Source organism: Sphingomonas parapaucimobilis NBRC 15100 (genome assembly GCF_000787715.1).
In the GTDB taxonomy this organism is placed as follows: domain Bacteria; phylum Pseudomonadota; class Alphaproteobacteria; order Sphingomonadales; family Sphingomonadaceae; genus Sphingomonas; species Sphingomonas parapaucimobilis.
In genome coordinates, this window is the sequence record NZ_BBPI01000016.1 from 21,729 (window position 1) to 38,415 (window position 16,687).

General features: G+C 66.0%; 14 protein-coding genes. 9 read left to right on the top strand and 5 right to left on the bottom strand.

The genetic code is table 11. From position 1 onward, the window contains the following. Nucleotides 1-113: 113 nt before the first annotated feature. The 6 genes from SP5_RS02910 (at nucleotide 114) to alr (ending at nucleotide 7,168) form a co-directional block, all read left to right on the top strand. Entirely contained in the window at nucleotides 114-1,619 is a 1,506-nt protein-coding gene (locus tag SP5_RS02910) for a CoA-acylating methylmalonate-semialdehyde dehydrogenase (RefSeq protein WP_042483849.1), read from the top strand. 133 nt (nucleotides 1,620-1,752) lie between these two features. Continuing rightward, the gene (locus SP5_RS02915) at nucleotides 1,753-2,895 is read left to right on the top strand and encodes an acyl-CoA dehydrogenase family protein (RefSeq protein ID WP_042483852.1); all 1,143 of its coding nucleotides are present in this window, start codon (nucleotides 1,753-1,755) and stop codon (nucleotides 2,893-2,895) included. 130 nt (nucleotides 2,896-3,025) lie between these two features. Further along, entirely contained in the window at nucleotides 3,026-4,075 is a 1,050-nt protein-coding gene (locus tag SP5_RS02920; protein WP_042483854.1) for an enoyl-CoA hydratase/isomerase family protein, read from the top strand. A gap of 13 nt (nucleotides 4,076-4,088) precedes the next feature. Then, nucleotides 4,089-4,865 (top strand): enoyl-CoA hydratase, encoded by a 777-nt coding sequence (locus tag SP5_RS02925; RefSeq protein WP_042483856.1) that lies wholly within the window; start codon nucleotides 4,089-4,091, stop codon nucleotides 4,863-4,865. A 144-nt stretch (nucleotides 4,866-5,009) separates the two neighbouring features. Beyond that, nucleotides 5,010-5,885: a 3-hydroxyisobutyrate dehydrogenase gene (mmsB, locus tag SP5_RS02930; RefSeq protein WP_042483859.1), complete on the top strand. Its 876-nt coding sequence runs from the start codon at nucleotides 5,010-5,012 to the stop codon at nucleotides 5,883-5,885. A gap of 254 nt (nucleotides 5,886-6,139) precedes the next feature. Further along, nucleotides 6,140-7,168 (top strand): alanine racemase, encoded by a 1,029-nt coding sequence (gene alr, locus SP5_RS02935; RefSeq protein ID WP_174435499.1) that lies wholly within the window; start codon nucleotides 6,140-6,142, stop codon nucleotides 7,166-7,168. A 50-nt stretch (nucleotides 7,169-7,218) separates the two neighbouring features. On the opposite strand, the gene SP5_RS02940 is transcribed toward alr, so the two are convergent. From SP5_RS02940 to SP5_RS02950, 3 genes are all read right to left on the bottom strand, one after another. Beyond that, a complete protein-coding gene (locus SP5_RS02940) occupies nucleotides 7,219-10,395 on the bottom strand; it encodes a TonB-dependent receptor domain-containing protein (RefSeq protein ID WP_042483947.1) in 3,177 nt (1,058 codons plus the stop codon). Between the two features lie 210 nt (nucleotides 10,396-10,605). Continuing rightward, nucleotides 10,606-11,778 carry an acetyl-CoA C-acetyltransferase gene (locus SP5_RS02945; protein ID WP_042483866.1) on the bottom strand — a complete coding sequence of 391 codons (1,173 nt, stop codon included), beginning with the start codon at nucleotides 11,776-11,778 and terminating at the stop codon, nucleotides 10,606-10,608. Between the two features lie 22 nt (nucleotides 11,779-11,800). Then, nucleotides 11,801-12,847 carry an alpha/beta fold hydrolase gene (locus tag SP5_RS02950; RefSeq protein ID WP_042483869.1) on the bottom strand — a complete coding sequence of 349 codons (1,047 nt, stop codon included), beginning with the start codon at nucleotides 12,845-12,847 and terminating at the stop codon, nucleotides 11,801-11,803. A gap of 39 nt (nucleotides 12,848-12,886) precedes the next feature. Between SP5_RS02950 and phaR the strand changes: the two genes are divergently transcribed. The 3 genes from phaR (at nucleotide 12,887) to hslU (ending at nucleotide 15,688) form a co-directional block, all read left to right on the top strand. Next, nucleotides 12,887-13,444, top strand: a complete 558-nt coding sequence (gene phaR, locus SP5_RS02955) for a polyhydroxyalkanoate synthesis repressor PhaR (protein ID WP_042483872.1) — start codon at nucleotides 12,887-12,889, stop codon at nucleotides 13,442-13,444. A gap of 393 nt (nucleotides 13,445-13,837) precedes the next feature. Beyond that, nucleotides 13,838-14,380, top strand: coding sequence for an ATP-dependent protease subunit HslV (hslV, locus tag SP5_RS02960; protein ID WP_042483950.1), 543 nt, complete (start codon nucleotides 13,838-13,840; stop codon nucleotides 14,378-14,380). 12 nt (nucleotides 14,381-14,392) lie between these two features. After that, complete coding sequence (gene hslU / locus SP5_RS02965; protein ID WP_042483875.1) at nucleotides 14,393-15,688, top strand: ATP-dependent protease ATPase subunit HslU; 1,296 nt, start codon at nucleotides 14,393-14,395, stop codon at nucleotides 15,686-15,688. 168 nt (nucleotides 15,689-15,856) lie between these two features. On the opposite strand, the gene SP5_RS02970 is transcribed toward hslU, so the two are convergent. After that, on the bottom strand, nucleotides 15,857-16,225 hold the full coding sequence (locus tag SP5_RS02970) for a hypothetical protein (RefSeq protein ID WP_042483877.1): 369 nt from the start codon (nucleotides 16,223-16,225) through the stop codon (nucleotides 15,857-15,859). Beyond that, entirely contained in the window at nucleotides 16,225-16,653 is a 429-nt protein-coding gene (locus SP5_RS02975; protein WP_052811384.1) for a hypothetical protein, read from the bottom strand. The genes SP5_RS02970 and SP5_RS02975 overlap by 1 nt, the downstream gene beginning before the upstream one ends. Nucleotides 16,654-16,687 lie beyond the last annotated feature (34 nt).

The window sequence follows — 16,687 nt, forward strand, 5'->3', positions numbered from 1 at the left end:
CGCACGCGGCAACGGCCTCGCCGCCTTTTTGGTCGACCCGACTTGGATTTCACGCCCGAGCAATATAATTACAAGCCAGAGAGTCGGGCACCAGACCCGAAACAGGAGAGTTTATGCGCGTGATCGACCATATGGTTGCTGGCGGACAGACCGCGACCGACGCTGCCTCTACCCGCCAGGGCGACGTCTTCGACCCGAATAGCGGCCAGGTTCAGGCCCGTGTGATGCTGGGCGATGCCGCGCTGCTGGAACGCGCCGTCGCCGCCGCGCAAGCCGCGCAACCCGGCTGGGCCGCGACCAATCCGCAGCGCCGGGCGCGCGTGATGTTCCGGTTCAAGGAACTGGTCGAGCAGAATATGGACGCGCTGGCGCATCTGCTCTCTTCCGAACATGGCAAGGTGATCGCCGACGCCAAGGGCGATATCCAGCGCGGGCTGGAGGTGATCGAGTTCGCCTGCGGCATCCCCCACGCGCTGAAGGGCGAATATACGCAAGGGGCGGGACCGGGCATCGACGTCTATTCGATGCGCATGCCGCTGGGCATCGGGGCGGGCATCACGCCGTTCAACTTCCCCGCGATGATCCCGATGTGGATGTTCGGCGTCGCCATCGCCTGCGGCAACGCCTTCATCCTGAAGCCGTCCGAACGCGACCCTTCCGTCCCGGTGCGCCTGGCCGAACTGATGCGCGAAGCGGGTGCGCCCGAGGGGATTCTTCAGGTCGTCCATGGCGACAAGGCGATGGTCGATGCGATCCTGGACCATCCGGCGATCGGCGCGGTCAGCTTCGTCGGTTCGTCCGACATCGCGCATTATGTGTACCGGCGCGGCGTGGAGGCGGGCAAGCGCGTCCAGGCGATGGGCGGGGCCAAGAACCACGGCATCGTCATGCCCGACGCCGATCTGGACCAGGTGGTCGCCGACCTGTCGGGCGCGGCCTTCGGCTCGGCGGGCGAGCGCTGCATGGCGCTGCCCGTGGTGGTGCCGGTCGGCGACAAGACGGCCGATGCGCTGCGGGAGAAGCTGATCCCGGCGATCGACGCTTTGCGGGTCGGCGTCTCGACCGATGCGCAGGCGCATTACGGCCCGGTCGTGAACGCCGCGCACAAACGCCGCGTGGAAGACTGGATCCAGACCGGCGTCGACGAAGGCGCGGAACTGGTCGTCGACGGGCGCGGCTTCAAATTGCAGGGCTATGAGGAGGGTTTCTTCATCGGCCCGTCTCTGTTCGACCGCGTGACGCCTCAGATGCAGAGCTACAAGGAGGAGATTTTCGGCCCGGTCCTCCAGATCGTCCGCGCCCCCGATTTCGAGACGGCGGTGCGGCTGCCCAGCGAGCACCAGTATGGCAACGGCGTCGCGATCTTCACCCGCAACGGCCACGCCGCGCGCGAGTTCGCCGCACGGGTGGAGGTGGGCATGGTCGGCATCAACGTGCCGATCCCGGTGCCGGTGGCGTATCACAGCTTCGGCGGGTGGAAGCGCTCGGCCTTCGGCGACGTGAACCAGCACGGCATGGAGGGCGTCCGCTTCTGGACCAAGGTGAAGACGGTGACCCAGCGCTGGCCGGATGGCTCGCCCGATGGAAGCAATACGTTCGTTATCCCGACTATGGCCTGAACCTAGGCACGCCCCTCCCGCAGGGGGGGGGGATGGGGGAGGGCAGGCCACGAGCGATGGTCTCGGTGAGACTCCCTGCCCTCCCCAAACCCCTCCCGCCTGCGGGAGGGGCTTAAAGAAGCGAGAGATTTCGATGACCCAATTCGACCTCACCGACGAACAGCGCGAGATCCAGGAACTGGCGCGCCGTTTCACCGCCGACCGCATCACGCCGTTCGCGGCGGAGTGGGACGAGAAGCACATCTTCCCCCGCGACACGATCAAAGAAGCGGCCGAACTGGGCTTCGCCGCCATCTACGTGTCCGAAGAATCGGGCGGCATCGCACTCGGGCGAATGGAGGCGGCGCTCATCATGGAGGCGATGGCCTATGGCTGTCCTTCGACCAGCGCCTTCATCTCGATCCATAACATGGCGTCGTGGATGATCGACCGGTTCGGCGATGCGGATGTGAAAAGCCGTTACCTTCCCGACCTCGTCACCATGGATCGCATGGCCAGCTATTGCCTGACCGAGCCGGGTTCCGGCTCCGACGCCGCCGCGCTCAAGACCCGTGCGGTCCGTGATGGCGATGATTATCTCGTTTCCGGCTCCAAGCAGTTCATCTCGGGCGGCGGCGAGAATGAGGTCTATGTCACCATGGCCCGCACCGGCGAGGACGGCCCCAAGGGCATTTCCTGCCTGGTGATCGACAAGGACACCCCCGGCGTTTCCTTCGGCGCGAACGAGCGCAAGCTGGGCTGGCATTCGCAGCCGACGCGGCAGGTGACGTTCGACAATGTCCGCGTGCCGGTCGCCAACCGGCTGGGCGCGGAGGGCGAGGGGTTCCGCATCGCGATGATGGGGCTGGACGGAGGGCGGCTGAACATCGGTGCCTGCTCGCTGGGCGGAGCGCAGCGCTGCCTCGACGAATCCGTGGCCTATGTGAAAGATCGTCGCCAGTTCGGCAAGGCGATCGCCGAGTTCCAGAATACCCAGTTCACCCTCGCCGACATGGCGACCGAGCTGGAGGCGGCCCGCGCGCTGCTCTACCTCGCGGCCGCCAAGGTGACCGATAACGCCCCCGACAAGACCCGTTTCGCCGCCATGGCGAAACGGCTGGCGACCGACACCGGGTCGTCGGTGGTCGACCGCGCGCTACAGCTGCATGGCGGCTATGGCTATCTGATGGACTATCCGATCGAGCGCTTCTGGCGCGACCTGCGGGTGCATTCGATCCTGGAGGGCACCAACCAGGTGATGCGGATGATCATCGGGCGGGATTTGCTGAAGGACTGACGTTCCCCAAACGCAACCACCCCGGCGAAGGCCGGGGTCCAGTTGCAGACTGGCCGATGGCGCGCCACCTGATGCGCGGCATCTGGGCCTCGGCCTTCGTCGGGGAACGGGAAGGGGTTAAGGGAAAGACATGAGTGAAGACCTGATCGTCACCCGCGAAGGCCCGGTGGGCCGTCTCCGGCTCAACCGGCCCAAGGCGATCCATGCCCTGACCCCGGCGATGTGCGAGGGCGTGCTGGCCGCGCTGGAGGACTGGCGCGGCGATCTGGGCGTCGAGGCGATCATCATCGACCATGCCGAGGGGCGCGGTTTCTGCGCGGGCGGCGATATCCGCCTGCTGGCGGAAAGCGGGGCGGGTGATGGCGAGGCCGCGCGGGGTTTCTTCCACGCCGAATATCGGATGAACCACCGGCTGTTCACCTATGCCAAGCCCATCGTCGCCTTCATGGACGGCATCACGATGGGCGGCGGCGTCGGCATTTCCGCGCCCGCCCGCTTCCGCGTCGCGACCGAGAACACCCGCTTCGCCATGCCCGAGACGGGGATCGGCCTGTTCCCCGATGTCGGCGGCGGCTGGTATCTCTCGCGCCTGCCGGGGCGGATGGGCGAATTCCTCGCGCTGACCGGTCACCGGCTCGACGGGGCGGAGGCGCATGCGCTGGGCCTGGCGACGTATTACCTGCCCGCCGCCGCGCTGGAGGAGGCTAAGGCCGCGATTACGTCGGCGCCGCAGGAGATTGCCGCGACGCTCGACCGGCTGTCGGTGCCCGCGCCGCGCGCGAAGATCATGGCCCATGCCGCCGACATCGACCGTCTGTTTGCCGCCGACACGCTGGAAGAGATCATCGCCGCGCTGGAGGCGGACGACGGTGAATGGGCGGCGCAGCAACTCGCCGTGCTGCGCACCAAGTCGCCGCAAGCCTGCAAGGTCTCGCTCCGCCTGTTGCGCGAGGGCAGGCTGACCACCGACTTCACCGACGAGATGCGCCGTGAGTACGGCATCGCCTCGCGCGTGGTGCAGCGCCCCGATTTCGTCGAGGGCGTCCGCGCGCTGATCGTCGACAAGGACAATGCGCCGCGCTGGGACCCCGCCACGCCGGAGGGCGTGACCGACACGATGATCGACCATATCTTCGCAGCCATGCCCGACGGGCAGGCCTGGACTCCCGACGACCGCTGAGAAGGACGCTCGCATGACCGACTATAACACCCTGATCGTCGAGCGCCGCGAGGCGGTGACGCTGGTGACGCTGAACCGGCCGCAGGCGCTGAACGCGCTGAATGCCGAGCTGTTGGCCGAGCTGCTCGACGTGATGCGCGCCTATGACGCCGATCCCGAACAGCGTTGCGCCGTCATCACCGGCTCCGCAAAGGCATTCGCCGCGGGGGCCGACATCAAGGAAATGCAGGAGATGGACTTCGCCGCCATGTACGGGCGAAACCATTTCACCGGCTGGGACGAGTTCACCCGCACCCGCAAGCCGATCATCGCGGCGGTCGCGGGCTATGCGCTGGGCGGCGGGTGCGAACTGGCGATGATGTGCGACTTCATCCTCGCCGCCGATACCGCCAAATTCGGCCAGCCCGAGATCAAGCTGGGCGTGACGCCGGGCATGGGCGGCTCGCAGCGGCTGGCGCACGCGGTCGGTAAGGCCAAGGCGATGGAGATGTGCCTGACCGGCCGCATGATGGATGCCGAGGAAGCCGAGCGCGCGGGACTGGTGGCGCGTATCGTCCCCGCTGCCGATCTGGTCGAGGAGGCGATGAAGACCGCCGCGACCATCGCCGGCATGGCGCCGATCGCGGCGCGTGCGAACAAGGAAATGGTCAACGCCGCCTTCGACATGGGACTGGCGCAGGGCGTCCAGTTCGAGCGGCGGCTGTTCCACGGCCTGTTCGGCTCGGCCGATCAGAAGGAAGGCATGGCCGCCTTCGTGGAAAAGCGAAGCCCCAATTGGACCGGCAACTGAGTCCCACGCCCCTCCCGTAAACGGGAGGGGATGGGGGAGGGCAGGGCCGCAAGCGAGACGCTCGGTGAGACCCCATGCCCTCCCCAAACCCCTCCCGCCTGCGGGAGGGGCTTAAAAGAAAAAGAAGATTTAGGAGAGAGCATCATGGCGCGGATCGCCTTTATCGGCTTGGGCAATATGGGCGGCGGGATGGCCGCCAACCTCGCAAAGGCGGGGCATGACGTCCGCGCCTTCGACCTGTCGGCGGACGCACTGGCGGCGGCCAAGGCGGCCGGGTGCCTGCCGATCGACAGCGCCGTCGCGGCGATGGACGGGGTCGAGGCGGTCGTGACCATGCTGCCCGCCGGAACCCATGTCGAGCGCGTCTATGCCGACGCCGTCTTTGCCGCCGCACCGCCCTCCGCGATCCTGATCGACTGCTCGACCATCGACGTCGCCACCGCACGCCGCGTCGCGGAGGCCGCGCAGGCCAAGGGCATGATGGCGGTCGATGCGCCCGTTTCCGGCGGGATCGCGGCGGCCAAGGCCGGCACGCTGACCTTCATGGTCGGCGGGTCCGAACAGGCTTTCCGGCGCGCCGAGCCTTTCCTGTCCGCCATGGGTCAGGCGGTGATCCATGCGGGCGGAAACGGCGCAGGGCAGGCGGCGAAGATCTGCAACAACATGCTGCTCGGTGCGACGATGATCGCGACCTGCGAGGCGTTCGTACTGGCCGAGAAGCTGGGGCTGAAGGCGCAGACCTTCTACGACATCGCCTCGGTCTCGTCGGGGCAGAGCTGGTCGATGACCAAATATTGCCCCGTTCCCGGTGTCGGACCGGAGACGCCCGCCGATCACGATTATCAGGGCGGTTTCGCCGCGGCACTGATGCTGAAGGACCTGAAGCTGGCGATGCAGGCGGCGCAGGATGCGGGCGCCGCCACCCCGATGGGCGAACGGGCGGCCGAGCTTTACACGGCATTCGTCGGCGAGGGGCAGCCGCCGGTGGATTTCTCCGGAATCATCCGCACCTTGCGCTGAATTCGACCCCCAACTCCGTTCAGCCTGAGCGAAGGCTAGAGTCGAAAGCGATCAGCATTGCACGGTTTTAGCCCCTCCCCTTCAGGGGAGGGGTGAGCAGAGTTGATCGTTTTTGACTCTAAGGGGATCCCTTCGACAATGGCGTGCGGAGAAGGCGGAAGGTGGCCTTCGACTTCTCTCAGGCTGAACGGAGGGCGGTTTACGTCCATCGCGCCTTTTCCCCCTGACCAATGCGGCCTAAAGCCCGCAGGGTGATGGAAATACCCGCTCCCCTCCGCCTGCGTGTCGACCGCGATGCGCTTGTTTCCAACTGGCAGGCGCTGGACCGGTTGAGCGGGGCGGCGGCGTGCGGCGCGGCGGTCAAGGCGAACGGCTATGGCCTGGGCGCGAGGCTGGTCGCCGAAACGCTGGCCAAGGCCGGGTGTCGTGACTTCTTCGTCGCCAACTGGGCCGAGGCGCAAGGCTTGGCCCCGCTGGGCCTTACGCTGTCGGTCCTGCATGGCCTGCGCGCCGAGGATCTGCCCGCCGCCAGGGCCGGCTTTGCCCGCCCGGTACTCAGCACCCCCCAACAGATCGCGCGCTGGCGCGACAGCGGCGGCGGCGTGTGTGACGTGATGGTCGATACCGGCATGAACCGGCTGGGCGTGTCGGTGCAGGCGGTGCGGGATGGCCTGCTCGAGGGCCTGACGATCGAGACGCTTATCAGCCATCTCGCCTGCGCCGATGAGGATGTGCCGATGAACGGGCACCAGCGCGAGGCCTTTGCCAGCCTGAAGGGGCGCACCGGCGCGCGACGCATGAGCCTCGCCAATTCGGCCGGGATCGGGCTGGGCGCGGAGTATCATTTCGACCTGACCCGGCCGGGACTGGCGCTGTACGGTGGCCTGCCGCGCCCCGACATGGCGGGGCATCTCCGCCAGGTCGCGTGGCCCGAAGCGCAGATCCTCCAGCGCCGCCTTGTGCCTGCGGGCGAGACGGTCGGCTACAACGCCACCTGGACCGCGCCCGCCGATACCGAGGTCGCGATCCTGAACCTGGGCTATGCCGACGGCTATCGCCGCGCGCTCTCCGGGCTGGGGGCGGCGGTGGCGGATGGCGAGAGCCTGCCGGTCCTCGGCCGCGTATCGATGGACCTGCTGGCGGTCGACGTGACCACGCGGCCCGATCTGGCCGAGGGCGACTGGCTGGCCATGGATTACGACCTGGCCACCGCCTCCGCCGCATCGGGCGTATCGCAATATGAGCTGCTGACCGGCCTGGCCCCGCGTTTCGCGCGGGCATAAAAAAGGGGCCTTCCCGAAGGAAGGCCCCGATCAACTTCGATCCGCTGGGATCAGAAGTTGGCCTTGAACCCGGCATAGAAGAACCGGCCGATATTGTCGTACGGATCGCCCGACGCCGTACCGATCAGATCGTAGGGCGGCTTCACGTCGGTCAGGTTGTCCACGCCGACATAGAAGCGGAACCGATCGGTCGCGTTGAAGCCGACCTGGACCGAGTGGTAGAACGCCTCGGGATAGTAGACCATCGGGAAGGCATCCGGATTACGCGCCGGACGGCCGTCATAGCTGTTCTGCGTCTCATACTCGGCCGCGATCGTCGACTTGCCTTCGTAACGCAGGCGATATTGAAGATCGAAGGTTTCGAAGTTCAGATTGCCGACGAACTGACCACGCCATGCGGCATAGCCCAGTTCGCTCTTGTAGCGATCGCGGAAGTTCGGATCGGCCACGTCGGTATATGCGTTGTTCTGCGCCACATAGCTGGCCAGGACACGAAGACTCAGGGTGCCGGTGTCGCTGATCTTCGTACGGTATGACAGGTCGAAGTCGATGCCCGAGGTTTCCAGCTTGGCGAAATTGAAACCCTGCGAGAAGAACGACGGACCCGTCGGCGTGAGAGGGATGGTCGTACCAGCATGGATCACGCTCGACTGACCGGCAAAAGTGCCGTTCGGATTGCGAATGACCGCAGCGCAATATTGATTGTTGATGCCGCTGGGATTGTCATAGCACTGGTTGATCAGTGTCTGAGCGGCCAGCGAGACGATCGCGTCCTTGATCGTGATGTTATAGTAATCGACTGTGAACGACAGGCCACGGATCGCCTGCGGCTGGAACACCGCGCCGATGGTGAAGCTGTTGCTCTTTTCGGCGTTCAGGTTCGGGTTACCGCGATTGACGCCCGCGATGCTGGCCGCCGTGCCGTTGGTAAACGGTTCGGTCGTGCCGTTAAACGTCTGGGTCGTCGGCACACCCGCTGCCGCGCAATTACGGGCGCGATTGGGGTTGTTGTTGATGTTGTTCTGGCTGCACGGATCCGATGGCTGTGCAAAGGTCTGGTTGTTGGCGGTGAACAACTCACCCAGCGACGGCGCACGGACCGAGCGGGCATAGCCGCCACGGATCGTGATATCGCGGATCGGCGACCAGATCGCGTTCAGATTGTACGTCCAGGGCGTTCCGGCATTGCCGACATTGTAATGCGACACGCGGGCCGCGCCGGTCAGCGTCAGTTCGTGGAAGAACGGACGGTCGGCCAGCAACGGCACGCTGAGTTCGCCGAACGCTTCCTTGATGTCATAGGCGGGCGGCGCGAAGGTCGGGATGGCGTTCAGGAACGTCGCCCCGCTGGCGGTCAGATCGTCATACTTCGAATAGGCCGTCTCACGACGATATTCGCCGCCCAGCGAGAAGGTGACGTCACCGCCAGGCAGGCGGAACAGCTTGCCGTTGACGAATCCCAGCAGGTCGAACTGCTCGGCCTTCTGCTTGCGCGTCGAGGTGACCGAGAAATAGTTCAGCGCCGCCTGGCTGACCTGGCCCTGACCGAACAGGTTGACGGGCACGCAGGCCGCGTCGTCATTCGCTGTCGAGGCGTCGGCGTTGATACCGCACACGATCTGACCGGCAGCGTTGCGCACGGCGTTGATCGAGTTGTTGTACTTCTGCGTGACGTAGTTGCCCGCCGTCCGGTAGAAGGTGTCGAGGCGGCCATAGTTGGCCGACACTTCATAGTGCCAACCCTGGCCGAAATCGCCCTCGACACCGCCAACGATGCGGAAGGTCTCACGCGTGTGATCCTCGCCGCGACCACCGAAGTCGACGTTGAAACGTTGCGCGGTGAAGGTCGTGGCCCCCGGTGCCAGTGCCTGCTGCAGGGTCGAACGAGCCTGATCAGTCAGATACGGATTGTTGATGCTGAAGGTGTTGGTGGCAAAGGTCGGCTGACCTTCTTGCAGCGACTTGATACGCACATATTTGACTTCGACGAACGGCTTGAAGGCGTCGGAAATGTCGAAGTGTGCCAGCAGGTTGCCCGAAGCGCGTTCCATGCGAGGCTGCAACATGCCCAGCAGACGCAGCGTCGACCCACGGCCGCCGACGCAATTGGTCGACGCAGGACGAAGGTCCGTGATGCAATTGTTCGCCGTCAGCGTGCCGTCCGGATTGAACGCAAAATTCCGACCGTATTGCGCCAGTGCGTTGGAGCTACCCACATTGGCGATGCCGGTGCAAGTAAAGGTGCGACGGGCGGCGAAGGCTGCGGCGGACTCGCCTGTGGCGGCAACCGTCGGACAGCTCGAGGCGAACATGCCGCCTTCCGAGATCGTACCGTTGCGGATGTTGCTCAGAAGGTTGGTGTCGGGGATGCCGTCACCGGTCGACGGCTCGCCGCCGGTACGGATCACGCCGCCATTCGGGTTAAGCTGCGGGCCGGTGTTCTGCACCGCGTTGAACTGGCGACGACCAGAAAAGGCGCCGGTGATGTCGTCGCGATCGGTGAAATAGACGACGTCCGAGAAGGAATATTCAGCCGACGCGGCGATGTTGCCGCGACCCTCGGCGAAGTTCTTACCGGCGGTCAATGCGCCGAAATAGGAGCCGCGCGTCCCGTGGCTGGAAATGCCGCTCTGGCCGGTGGCGCGAAGGCCCTCGAAGTCGCGCTTCAGGACGAAATTGACGACGCCCGCCATGGCGTCCGAACCGTACACGGCCGAGCTGCCCCCGGTCACGACGTCGACGCGCTCGAGCAGGTCGGTCGGGATGGTGTTCGTGTCGATCACGAAGCTGCCCGGCTGTGCGGTCACATGGCGGCGACCGTTGACGACCACCAGGGTGCGCTGCGTGCCCAGACCACGAAGGTCGAGCAGGTTCAGGCCCGAGGTGCCGATGAAGCGGGTCGAGTTCGCCTGGCTGTAGGTCGTACGCAGCGCCGGCAGCTGGTTGAGCGAGTCACCCAGGTTCAGGTTGCCGGTCGAGGTCAGCAGTTCGGCGGTGACCGACGTGACGGGGGTCGGCGAGTCCAGGTTCGGACGGGCCAGACGCGAGCCGGTGACGATGACGTCGCCCGCGGCCTGTTCGCTACGTTCGGCGATGTTGGGATCGGTCGCGGCATCCTCTTGCGGCTGCGTCGCGGTGGTGCCCGAGGCGGCGGTCTGCGCGAACGCGGCGACCGGCATCAGGACCAGAGTGCTGGCCAGCGCAGAGGCTCCCAGCAGGGTACGCATATTCATTCTTTACCCCCATTATGACGGATCGTTCATGTCCGTTCATCGCAGGGAAAGAAATTTCCGCTCGGAAAACAAGCGCCGTTGCAACGCTTTCTAAAAATTGCGTCACCATAGTTGCAGGGATGTGACAGCTTCGACACATCCCTGCAATCTAACGTTTAAGCGCGAAATTTTCGAAAAGTGGCGTGTTTATCGCTCAACACACGTTTAGCGTTCGAGGCACATGGCGATGCCCATGCCGCCGCCGATGCACAAAGTCGCCAGACCCCTCTTCGCGTCACGCTTCTGCATTTCATAGATCAGGGTCGTCAGCACGCGCGCGCCGCTAGCGCCGATCGGGTGGCCCAGTGCGATCGCGCCGCCATTGACGTTGACCTTCTCCGGATCGAGGCCCAGTTCCTTGCCGACCGACAGGGCCTGCGCCGCGAACGCTTCGTTCGCTTCGATCAGGTCGAGGTCGCCGATGGTCCAGCCCGCCTTTTCCAGTGCGCGCTTGGTGGCGGGAACGGGGCCGATGCCCATCACCGACGGGTCGACACCGGCCGAGGCCCAGCTCTTGATCGTGGCGAGGATCGGCGTACCCCGCTTCTCGGCCTCCTCACGGCTCATCAGGACGATGGCCGCGGCGCCGTCGTTCAGGCCCGAGGCATTGGCGGCCGTGACCGTGCCGTCCTTCTTGAAGGCGGGGCGGACGCCCGACACGCTCTCGATCGTGGCACCGGCGCGGATATATTCGTCGTCGGCGACGACCGTCTCGCCCTTGCGGCCCTTGATGGTGACGGGCGCGATCTCGTCCTTGAAGCGGCCCTCGCCACGCGCCTTTTCGGCCAGGTTCTGCGAGCGGACGGCGAACCGGTCCTGCTCGTCGCGGGTCACCTGATACTGCTCGGCCAGGTTCTCGGCGGTGATGCCCATGTGATAGCCTGCAAAGGCGTCGGTCAGGCCGTCATGCACCATGGTGTCGACCATGGTCAGCGGACCCATCTTGGTGCCGCCGCGCATCGTCTGGGCATGGGGCGAGAGCGACATCGACTCCTGGCCGCCCGCCACCACGATGGTCGCATCGCCATTGGCGATCGCCTGCATCCCCAGCGCGACGGCGCGCAGGCCCGAGCCGCAGACCTGGTTGACGCCGTAAGCGGGCACTTCCTTCGGGATGCCTGCGGCCATCGACGCCTGGCGGGCCGGGTTCTGGCCCTGCGCGGCGGTCAGCACCTGGCCGAGGATCACTTCGGACACGTCCTCGCCCTTGATGCCCGCCTGTTCCAGCGCGGCGGTGATCGCCACCCGGCCGAGTTCATGCGCGGGCGTGGCGGCAAAGGCACCCAGGAAACTGCCCACGGGGGTACGCTTGGCGGCGGTAATGACGATCTCGGTCATGAAGGCTCCTCTTATGCAGGATCTATCTAGGTGTTGGGAGGGCGGTGATCCAGTCGGCGAGCGGCTGCCAGAGCTGTTGCTCCGCACGGCCGCCGACGACCATGCCAACATGGCCCGTACCCGCCGCTCGCCGGTCGGACAGGCCGATGGCGGTGGCGGCGGGAACGATCCGGTCGGCGGTGGCGATGAATTCGACGCTAGGGGCGTCGCATTGCGATGGTGTGACGGTCGCCCCGGCGACGCGCCATCGGCCCTGTCCGGGACGATCCTCGGCGATCAGTTCCTCGAACAATTCGCGGCCGAAGGCGTGGGGCAGGGGCGCGCCCTGGTTGGCCCAGTCCTCCAGCCGGATGAAGCGGCGTGCGGCCGCGCTGCGTGGATCGAGTTCCGCGAAGGCCGCATATTTGGCGATGGTCCGGCCTGGATCGAGCCGCCAGAAGCCCGCCTGCAATGCCTCCATGGGGACGAGGCCCAGCGCTTCGGAGGTCGGCTTGATCGCGGCCCATTGCGCCGCCATCGCGGCGCGGGCTTCGTCGCCATAGCCGGTAAAGTGCCAGGGCGCGGCGATCGCAGCCAGCCCGGCGACCTTGCTGCGCGCCGCCGCGGCCATGGCGAGCGTGCCGCCCAGGCAATAGCCGACCAGCACCGGCGGCTGCGGGAACGTCGCGATCAGCGGCAGGAGGAAGCGTTCGACATGGCCCGCGACGTCGATGTCGCGGTCCTTCACGCCCGGCGTCCCCCAGTCGACGAGCCAGGGATGGAAACCCCGTCCGCGCAACCAGCGGATCAGCGAGCGGTCGCGCGCCATGTCGAGAATGGAGGGCGGGTTGATCAGCGAAGGGATGAACAGCACCGGCCGTCCTTCGCCTCCGGCGTCGCGCAATTTCACCCGGCCGCGCCGCCGCCGGACGGGCAGGGCGCGCATCGGTCGCTCGCGTCTGGCCTCCTGGAAACGGCGCAGTCCCGCCAGCGCGGCCTGTACCAGCTCGGGATTTTCCGCGGCCTCGCTGCGCAACATCGCCAGGAACAGCGGCAACGGGCGCGGACCATGTTGCGATGCGAAATCCATGACGTTAGGTTACACCAAAATCATAGAAGGCGGGGGTCCATGAAGAAGCAGGCGGCGGACGGCATCGTGATCGTCAAGAAATACGCGAACCGGCGGCTCTACAACACCGAAACCTCCTCCTACATCACGCTCGACCATCTGGCGGGAATGATCCGCGCGGGCCGGGATTTCAAAGTCGTCGACGCCAAGACCGACGAGGACATAACCCATAATGTCCTGACCCAGATCATCATGGAAGAGGAAAGCCGGGGCGAGACGATGCTGCCGGTGAATTTCCTGCGCCAGCTGATCTCGATGTACGGCGATTCGATGCAGGCGGTGGTGCCCGGCTATCTGGAGGCGTCGATGGACAGCTTCCGCCGCAACCAGGAGCAGTTCAAGTCGGCGGTCGAGGGCGCGTTCGCGAACACGCCGTTCGCCGACATGGCCAAGCGCAACCTGGCGATGTTCGAGGCCGCGACGCAGGGGTTCCAGGCCGCAGCACCTGCGCCCGCTCCGACGCCAGCCGCTCCAGCGGCGAGCAAGGATGCCGAGATGGCTGCGCTAAAGGCCGAACTCGCGGCGTTGAAGGACAAGATCGAGAAGCTGGGCGAGTAATTCCCGTCTTCCGTTCAGCCTGAGTCCTTCGACTGGCTGGCAAGCCAGCCGCTCGGGATAAACTTCGGCGCATCGCGCCGAAGTCGAAGGCCATGCTGAGACGGTGACCGCAGGGCGCTCAATCCTCCCCGGCACGGGGAGGTGGCAGGGCGTCAGCCCTGACGGAGGGGGGCTTCCGCACAGGACATTCCTCGCGGAACGCCCCCTCCACCACCGCTTTGCGGCGGTCCCCCTCCCCGCGAGCGGGGAGGACCGTTGCCCAGCCGCTCCGTTCGGGCGTGGCCTTCGACTTCGCTCAGGCTGAACGGAGGTTGTGGGCGGACCTTCATCCTTCCATTGAACCCGCAGCCCCCCACCTCCATATCGCCGCGCATGAGCGGGAATGAACACGCCATGCCCACCTGGCATGGCACGACGATTTGCTCGGTGCGCCGTGGCGGCCGGGTGGTGGTGGCCGGGGACGGTCAGGTTTCGATGGGCCAGACGGTCATGAAGCCCAACGCACGCAAGGTCCGGCGGCTGGGCGACGGCTCGGTCATCGGCGGCTTTGCGGGCGCGACGGCGGATGCCTTCACCCTGTTTGAGCGGCTGGAGGCCAAGCTGGAGCGGCACAACGGCCAGCTGCTGCGCGCGGCGGTCGAGCTGGCCAAGGACTGGCGGACCGACAAGTTCCTGCGCAACCTGGAGGCGATGATGATCGTCGCCGACAAGGATGTGACGCTGATCCTGACCGGCAACGGCGACGTGCTGGAGCCCGAGAACGGCATCTGCGCGATCGGGTCGGGCGGCAATTACGCGCTCGCGGCGGCGCGGGCGCTCGTCGACTATGAACAGGATGCCGAGACGATCGCGCGCAAGGCGATGGCGATCGCCGCCGATGTCTGTGTCTACACCAATGACCGCGTCACGCTCGAAGCCATCGACGGCGCGCTGTAAGTCAGGACTTCCATGAACGACCAGCTGACCCCCAAGGCGATCGTCGCCGCGCTCGACGCGCACATCATCGGCCAGGCCGACGCCAAGCGCGCCGTCGCCGTCGCGATGCGCAACCGCTGGCGTCGCCAGCGGCTGGGCGCGGACCTGCGCGACGAGGTGACGCCCAAGAACATCCTGATGATCGGCCCCACCGGCTGCGGCAAGACCGAGATCAGCCGCCGCTTGGCCAAGCTGGCCGACGCCCCCTTCGTCAAGGTCGAGGCGACGAAATTCACCGAGGTCGGCTATGTCGGCCGCGACGTCGAGCAGATCGCGCGTGATCTGGTCGAAGAGGCGATCCGGCTGGAAAAGGAACGCCGCCGCGTCGCGGTGAAGGACAAGGCGGAAGAGGCGGCGATGAACCGCCTGCTCGACGCTTTGGTCGGCAAGGATTCGAGCCAGGCGACGCGCGAGGCCTTCCGCCAGCGCTTCCGCGACGGCCATCTCGACCAGACCGAGATCGAGATCGAGCTGGAACAGGCCCAGGCCGCGCCGTTCGAGATTCCCGGTGCGGCACCGCAGATGATCAACCTGTCCGAGATGATGGGCAAGGCGTTTGGCGGCCAGCCGCTCAAGCGTCGCAAGCTGACCGTCTCGGCCGCCTGGACCAAGCTGGTCGAGGAAGAGGCCGACAAGCGGCTCGATCAGGATGAGGTCAGCCGCGCCGCGCTCGCCGATGCCGAGGCGAACGGGATCGTCTTCCTCGATGAGATCGACAAGATCGCGGTGTCGGACGTGCGTGGTGGTTCGGTCAGCCGGGAAGGCGTGCAGCGCGACCTGCTGCCGCTGATCGAGGGGACGACGGTCGCCACCAAATACGGCCCGATGAAGACGGACCATATCCTGTTCATCGCGTCCGGCGCCTTCCACGTCGCCAAGCCGTCCGACCTGCTGCCCGAGCTTCAGGGACGCCTGCCGATCCGGGTCGAGCTGAAGGCGCTGACCGAGGGGGATTTCGTCGCGATCCTCTCGGATACCAAGGCGTCGCTGCCCGCGCAGTACAAGGCGCTGATCGGCACCGAGGGGGTCGAGATTTCGTTCACCGAGGACGGCATCGCCGCGATCGCGCGGATCGCCGCGGAAGTGAACGGCCAGGTCGAGAATATCGGTGCGCGGCGGCTCCAGACGGTGATGGAGAAGCTGTTGGAGGAGATCAGCTTCGAGGCGGAGGACCGTCAGGGTTCGACGCTGACCGTCGATGCGGCTTATGTCGACAAGCAACTGTCGGCGGTGGCGCGGAATACGGATTTGAGTCGGTTCGTTCTGTGATCGGGGTGGGGGCTCGGTGAGACACCGTAGCCCTCCCCCATCCCCTCCCGCAGGCGGGAGGGGCGTGCCCGGATCGAAACGCAGGAATAGATTCACAACATTTGGTCTTGCCGCTCCCCTCCCGCAAGCGGGAGGGGATGGGGGAGGGCAGGCCCCAAACGAAAACGCCTATTTCTTTACTCGATCATACGGCATGAACCCGTCGAAGAAACACCATTGCGACGGGATCGACATCCCCTGCTGCAACACCCGGAACCGGTCGTTGCGACAGACCTGTGAGCCCCAGCGCTCGATCATCAGCGTGTTGAACGGCTGAATCCCGGCGCACTGGCCACGCACCTTGGCGCGCCAGATGCGGCGCCCCGCATTGATGACGATCACGTCCTTGTCGGCGATCACCGGCCCCGACATGGTCGTACTGGTGTCGACGCACTGCGCCGGTGGACCCGCGACGCGTCCGGCAAAGGGGTCGGACTTGGCCGCCGACAGGGTCAGGGTCAGGCCCAGCGCGGGGGCGATGGTAGCCTTGCCGCGCATCAGCCTTGCTTCCGATAGGGGATGAACTCGCCGAAGCTGCAACTGCCGGTGAAGAAGCCGGAGGTGCGGTCGACGGTCTGCGCGATGTCGCCCGAACACAGCTGGCCCGTGGTGGTGCGGGTCACGAAGATGTTGTTGCCCGAGCCGCCGACATCGCTGCACCCGCCCGCCGTCCGGCTGACATATTTCAGGCGCGGCGACACGGTATAGACCAGCGTCGGGCCATAGGAGCGGACCTGCTGGGTCCGATACTGGCTGATGCACTGGGTCGGCGCGCCGGGGGTCAGGCCGCGCAAGGCCTTGTCCAGGTCGGCGCGCTCGGTCTGGGCGCGCTGCTCGACCTGCGCCTTTTGCGCCGGGGTCAGCGTACAGCCTCCCACCGTGGCGATGGGGATCAGAACAGATAACAACGTCACGATACGCATCATTCCGTCTCCGTCAAAATGCCCCTGTAGCAATGGC